At 65.0% G+C, this 6080-nt stretch carries 5 protein-coding genes; 2 read left to right on the top strand and 3 right to left on the bottom strand.

Annotation, left to right across the window (positions count from 1 at the left end):
- Positions 1 to 173 precede the first annotated feature (173 nt).
- The 3 genes from U5A57_RS38275 to U5A57_RS38265 form a co-directional block, all read right to left on the bottom strand.
- A complete protein-coding gene (locus tag U5A57_RS38275; RefSeq protein ID WP_158757904.1) occupies positions 174 to 545 on the bottom strand; it encodes an SMR family transporter in 372 nt (123 codons plus the stop codon).
- A gap of 137 nt (positions 546 to 682) precedes the next feature.
- Positions 683 to 2374 carry a glycosyltransferase family 39 protein gene (locus tag U5A57_RS38270; RefSeq protein WP_321917234.1) on the bottom strand — a complete coding sequence of 564 codons (1692 nt, stop codon included), beginning with the start codon at positions 2372 to 2374 and terminating at the stop codon, positions 683 to 685.
- A gap of 160 nt (positions 2375 to 2534) precedes the next feature.
- Positions 2535 to 2909: an Mth938-like domain-containing protein gene (locus tag U5A57_RS38265; RefSeq protein WP_321917233.1), complete on the bottom strand. Its 375-nt coding sequence runs from the start codon at positions 2907 to 2909 to the stop codon at positions 2535 to 2537.
- Positions 2910 to 3443: 534 nt separating this feature from the next.
- Here U5A57_RS38265 and U5A57_RS38260 point away from each other — a divergent pair.
- Positions 3444 to 4682 carry a pyridoxal phosphate-dependent aminotransferase gene (locus tag U5A57_RS38260; RefSeq protein WP_321917231.1) on the top strand — a complete coding sequence of 413 codons (1239 nt, stop codon included), beginning with the start codon at positions 3444 to 3446 and terminating at the stop codon, positions 4680 to 4682.
- 61 nt (positions 4683 to 4743) lie between these two features.
- Entirely contained in the window at positions 4744 to 6075 is a 1332-nt protein-coding gene (locus U5A57_RS38255; RefSeq protein WP_321917230.1) for a homoserine dehydrogenase, read from the top strand.
- Positions 6076 to 6080 lie beyond the last annotated feature (5 nt).

The following is a 6080-nucleotide window of genomic DNA, read 5'->3' as shown; positions in this document are numbered from 1 at the left end:
CGGTCGACTGCGGAGAAGACTGGGTCATGAGTGCTTTGCTCTTTGCTCGTCAGAAAGTGGGGCCGGGCAGCAAGGCCGCCGCGGCGCATCTTACGAAATGCTTATATGGGCGCAACAGGCTGCGCTGCAAGCGCTCTCGCAACGCGCGCCGGAGTCGTGCGCGCTGCGGCGCCTTAGCTGCGCGCGAGCACGAACACGCCGATCAGGATGATGCCGATGCCGACGAGCCGCTGCACGCTCATCACCTCGCCGAACAGATACCACGCCGCGAACGCGTTGACCACGTAGCCGAGCGAGAGCATCGGGTAGGCAATCGAGACATCCACGCGCGAGAGCCCGACGATCCACACGACCACGCTGAACACGTAGCACGTGAGGCCGCCGAGAATCGGCACTTGCGTCGCGAGCTTCAGGCCAATGGGCAAGATGTTCGCACGGCTGAATTCGAAGTGTCCAACGGCATTGACACCCGCTTTCAGCAACAGTTGCGCACAGGCGTTCAGGCCGACGCCGGCGAGGATGCAGATCAGGGAAATCGGATTCATCGAGAAGGGTGATTCAACGGGTTATCGGGTTGCGACGGGAAGGCCGGCGTGAGCTGGCCGCCGCCGCGCGGCCAGCCCGATTATCGCGCATGCGTCAATCGGGGCCAGCAAGGTGCCAGGGAGGTGCCAGAAAGCGCTCAGGATTGCGGCTTCTCGACGATCACGCGCCGCGCGTCGCGGGCGATCACCTGCATCGGCAGGCCCTGCGCAGCCAGTTCCTCGTAGCGCTTCACCGGAATCAGCGCGAGCGCATAGCGGTCGGCTTTCCAGCGCGCTTCCCAGTCGGCGATGGTCGGTACCCATTTTTGCGGTTCCTCGGAGATGCCGAAGGCAAGCTCGTCAGTGACCTCGACCATCGTCATCGTGTGGCGCACGTAGAAGGGCATGGTGTGGTCGAGTACGCCCACGGAGTAAAAGGGCGTGTCGGGCGGCAGCTTCGCAATGGCAGCGCGCACCGCGGGTGCGAGCGGCGCGCCGGAGCTCAGCGTGCCGAACACATCGTGGCCCGTGCCCGCGATGGTCGCGAGCAGCAGCCAGGCCGTGCCGAGCGCGAGCGCCGGCGCGCGCGCGCCGGTTTCGGGCGTCCGCTTCGCGCGGTTCAGGCGCAGGCCGACCATCGTGACGACGAAGGCCACCGCGGCGGCGGCGAACACCCACACCTGGAACTCGCGGTAGAGCGCATTGGGGTTGCGCGCGTCGCCAAGATGCGTGAGCACGAACGAGCCCCCCATCAGCACGACGGCGAGAAGCGCGTAGCCCGCAAGGTGCTTGTTCCACTGCGCGCGCGTCATGACCGGCAGATACATGCCGATGATGAGCGCAACCGGCGGCGCGATCGGCAGGACGTAGGAAACGAGCTTCGAGTGCGAAGCGCTGAAGAACAGAAAAATGAACACCGTCCACACGAGCATTAGCACGACGGGCGAGAAACCGTTGGGCTGGCGCGGCGCGCGCAGCGCATGGCGCACACTCTGCACGCTCACCGAAAGCCACGGCAGGAAGCCCACCAGCATGACCGGCACAAAGTAGTAAAACGGGCCGGGACGGTTCTGCGCGGGCGTGAGGTAGCGCTGGAACTGCTGGACGATGAAGAAGAAGTTGAAGAACTCGGGATTGCGCTGCTGCACGAGGATGAACCACGGCGCAACGATCGCGAAGAACACGATCAGGCCGCTCACGAGATACAGACGCTTCCAGAGCGCCCAGTCGCGCGAAATCGCGGTATAGAGCACGAGCACCGCGCCCGGCAGGATCAGGCCGACGAGGCCCTTGGAGAGCACCGCCATCGCCATGGCCGCCCAGCACACCCACATCCACAGGCGTGCGTGGTTTTTGGGCAGGGTCGGGCACTGGGCGAGCAGCAGCGCGCACAACGTGAGCTGCATCCAGAACGACAGGCCCATGTCGAGCGTGTTGAAGTGGCCCATCAGGTTCCAGTACGGCGCGCAGGCGAGCACGACCGCGGCGAAGAAACCTGTGGCGGCATTGAACACGCGCGCGCCGGTGAAGCCGATCAGCAGCACGCCGGCGAAGCCGGTGAGCGCCGTGTAGAGGCGCGCCTGCCATTCGCCGATGCCGAACCACGCGAACGTGAGCGCGTTCATCCAGGTTTGCAGCGGCGGCTTCTCGAAGTACTTGTAGTCGTTGTAGCGCGGCGTGATCCAGTCGCCGGTCGCGAGCATTTCGCGCGCCATTTCGGCGTAACGGCCTTCGTCGCTCGGCAGCAGGTGGCGCCAGCCGAGCGGCAGGAACCAGATCACGGCGAAGGCGAGGATCAGGAGCAGGATCGCGCTGCGGTTGAGCGGTAGCCTCGATGGCGTATCGTTCATGGGTTTCAGCCTGTTCTTGTTGCAGTCGTTGCGGTCGGGATGCGGGCGTGTGCGCCAGGCACGCGCGGCACCTGTGCCACGCCCGGCGCGCGCGCTTCGCACGCGGCGCGCAAGTGTACTACGCCGCCGTTCGGCGACCTGAAGGCAAGCTTAAGGCGCGTCAGCTTTCGATCAGAAGCGCGGCCGCCACGCGGCGGCCTTCGGCCATGAGGATGTTGTAGGTGCGGCAAGCTGCCTTGAAATCCATCGCCTCGACGCCAATGCGTTTCGCGGCGAGCGCCGCGGTCAGGCGCGGGTGCGGAAAACGCAGCCGCTCGCCGCTGCCGAACACCACCACCTCGGGGTTCAGCGGCAGAAGCATCTCGAAGAGTTCGGGCGTGAGGGCGTCGAACGCGTGCACCGGCCAGGGCGTGACCGGCGATTCGGGCATCACGATGATGCTACCCGCGTGGCGTTCGAGGTTCACTTCGACGTAGTCGGCGCCGTAACCGGTCACGGTGTTCAGCGCGGCACTGGAGTCCTGGTGTAGTTTCAAAACGGGGTTCCGGGATAAGGGCAGGCCGGGTGCGCGAGCGAGGGGGCGCCTATCCTGTGCCGGCGCCGGTCTCGGCGCGAACCGCCTTGTCGCCCGCGCCGTATAGCCCGCCGTCACCCGTTTCGCGACCCGCCTCCTGGCCGATTGCGCATTGCGGAAGTTGGTCAAAATCCGCTAAATTATAACTTTTTAGCCGCCGCTGCGGCGGTGAGCGGGGGAGCCCGCGCCGGCAACCGCTACGCGCGCCATCCGCGCATCGGGCAAGGGCAGCCACAAGCTGCCGGGGCGGTCTGAGGTGATCTCAACGGACGCTTGGCGTGGCGTTGTGAGTGCGCCTGGCGCTTCCTCACAATCGTGCACGGCTTTTTTCCCGCCGGGGGCGCGCCTCCGGCTCCCTTGTATGTCTTGTCCGCCAGGGCGCCATCCGCCGGCCGGTCGACGGCATTTCAGCCTGTTCCAGCCCTTTTACCGCGTCTGACTCGTCTCCGACGCCCCGACTGATTCTTTGACCGATTTTCTGACCGACAGCCCGCCGTGAAACCGATTCTCAAATCCAACAAGCTGCAGAACGTTTGCTACGACATCCGCGGGCCGGTGCTCGAGCACGCGAAGCGCCTCGAAGAAGAAGGCCATCGCATCATCAAGCTGAACATCGGCAACCTCGCGCCGTTCGGTTTCGACGCGCCCGACGAGGTCATTCAGGACATGATCCTGAACCTGCCGGGCTCCTCGGGGTATTCGGATTCGAAGGGCGTGTTCGCCGCGCGCAAGGCGATCATGCATTACGCGCAGCAAAAGGGCATCAAGGGCGTCGAGCTCGACGACATCTACATCGGCAATGGCGCGTCCGAACTGATCGTGATGGCCATGCAGGCGCTGCTGAACGACGGCGACGAAGTGCTGCTGCCCGCGCCCGACTATCCGCTCTGGACGGCGGCGGTGAGCCTGTCGGGCGGCACGCCCGTGCACTATATCTGCGACGAGTCGAACGCGTGGATGCCCGACCTCGACGACATTCGCGCGAAGATCACGCCGAACACGCGCGCGCTCGTCGTGATCAACCCGAACAACCCTACCGGCGCGCTCTATTCGGACGACCTGCTGCGCGGGCTTGTGACGATTGCGCGCGAGTACGGCCTGATCCTGTTCGCCGACGAGGTCTACGACAAGATCATCTACGACGGCAAGACGCACACAGCGCTCGGGTCGCTCTCGGAAGACGTGATCACGGTCACGCTCAACAGCCTCTCCAAAAGCTATCGCGCGTGCGGCTACCGCGCGGGCTGGATGTTCCTCTCGGGCATGACGGGCGAGAACCGCCGCCGCTCGAAGGACTACACGGAAGGCCTCGGCATTCTCGCTTCGATGCGCCTGTGCGCGAACGTGCCGGGCCAGTACGCGATCCAGACGGCGCTGGGCGGCTATCAGAGCATCAACGAGCTGATCCAGCCGGGCGGGCGCCTCTATCGTCAGCGCGAGCTGGCGTACAACATGCTCACGGCCATTCCGGGCGTGACCTGCGTGAAACCCGAGGCAGCGCTCTACATGTTCCCGCGCCTCGACCCGAAGCTCTATCCGATCGAGAACGACCAGCAGTTCATCCTCGATCTGCTGTTGCAGGAGCGCGTGCTGCTCGTGCAGGGCACGGGTTTCAACTGGAAGCAGCCGGACCACTTCCGCGTGGTGTTCCTGCCGAACGTCGACGACCTGACCGATTCGATCAACCGCATTGCGCGCTTCCTCGACGGTTATCGTCAGCGGCACGGCACCTGAGTCGCACCTGACTCGCGCCAAACGTATTCCCTTTACAAACACTTAGACGAACACACGCTGCATGGAACCGATCAAAGTAGGTCTCTTGGGCTTCGGCACGGTGGGCAGCGGCACCTTCACGGTACTGCGCCGCAACCAGGAAGAAATCAAACGCCGCGCGGGCCGCGGCATCGAGGTGGCGCGCATTGCCGTGCGCAACCCGGCCAAGGCCACGGCGGCGCTCGGCACTGAGGCCGGCAGCGTTGACCTGACGACCGACTTCAACGCCGTGGTCGACGACCCCTCGATTTCGATCATTGCCGAAATGATCGGCGGCACGACGCTCGCCAAGGATCTCGTGCTGCGCGCGATCGCCAGCGGCAAGCACGTGGTCACGGCGAACAAGGCGCTGCTGGCGGTGCATGGCACCGAGATCTTCGAAGCGGCGCGCACCAAGGGCGTGATGGTCGCGTTCGAGGCGGCGGTGGCGGGCGGCATCCCCATCATCAAGGCGCTGCGCGAAGGCCTCACGGCCAACCGCATCCAGTACATCGCCGGCATCATCAACGGCACGACGAACTACATCCTCTCGGAAATGCGCGAGCGCGGGCTCGACTTCGCGACCGCACTGAAGGCCGCGCAGGAACTGGGCTACGCCGAAGCCGATCCGACCTTCGACATCGAAGGCGTGGACGCTGCGCACAAGGCCACCATCATGAGCGCGATCGCGTTCGGCGTGCCGGTGCAGTTCGACAAGGCTTACGTGGAAGGCATCAGCAAGCTCGACGCCATCGACATCAAGTACGCGGAAGAACTGGGCTATCGCATCAAGCTGCTCGGCATTGCGCGCCGCACCGAGCGCGGCATCGAGCTGCGCACGCATCCCACGCTGATTCCGGCCAAGCGCCTGCTCGCGAACGTGGAAGGCGCAATGAACGCCGTGGTCGTGCATGGCGACGCCGTGGGTACGACGCTCTACTACGGCAAGGGTGCGGGCGCTGAGCCGACGGCCTCGGCCGTGGTCGCCGACCTCGTGGACGTCACGCGTCTGCACACGGCCGACCCCGAGCACCGCGTGCCGCATCTGGCATTCCAGCCGGACAGCCTTTCGAACACGCCGATCCTGCCGATCGACGAAGTCACGAGCGGCTATTACCTGCGCCTGCGCGTGGCCGACCAGACCGGCGTGATGGCCGCCATCACGCGTATCCTGGCCGACAGCGGCATCTCGATCGACGCGCTGCTGCAGAAGGAAGCGGAGCAGGTCGACGCGCAGGGCAAGGCGGAAACCGACATCATCCTGATCACGCACGAGACGGTCGAGAAGAACGTCAACGCGGCGATCGCGCAGATCGAAACGCTTGCGACGGTGAAGTCGCCGGTCACGAAGCTGCGTATGGAAGGACTGAACTAAGGCAA

Origin of the sequence: Paraburkholderia sp. J11-2 (assembly GCF_905220185.1) — a bacterium.
Classification (GTDB): domain Bacteria; phylum Pseudomonadota; class Gammaproteobacteria; order Burkholderiales; family Burkholderiaceae; genus Paraburkholderia.
The sequence above is the reverse complement of the archived record's forward strand: the minus strand, read 5'-3'. Positions and strand labels throughout refer to the sequence as shown.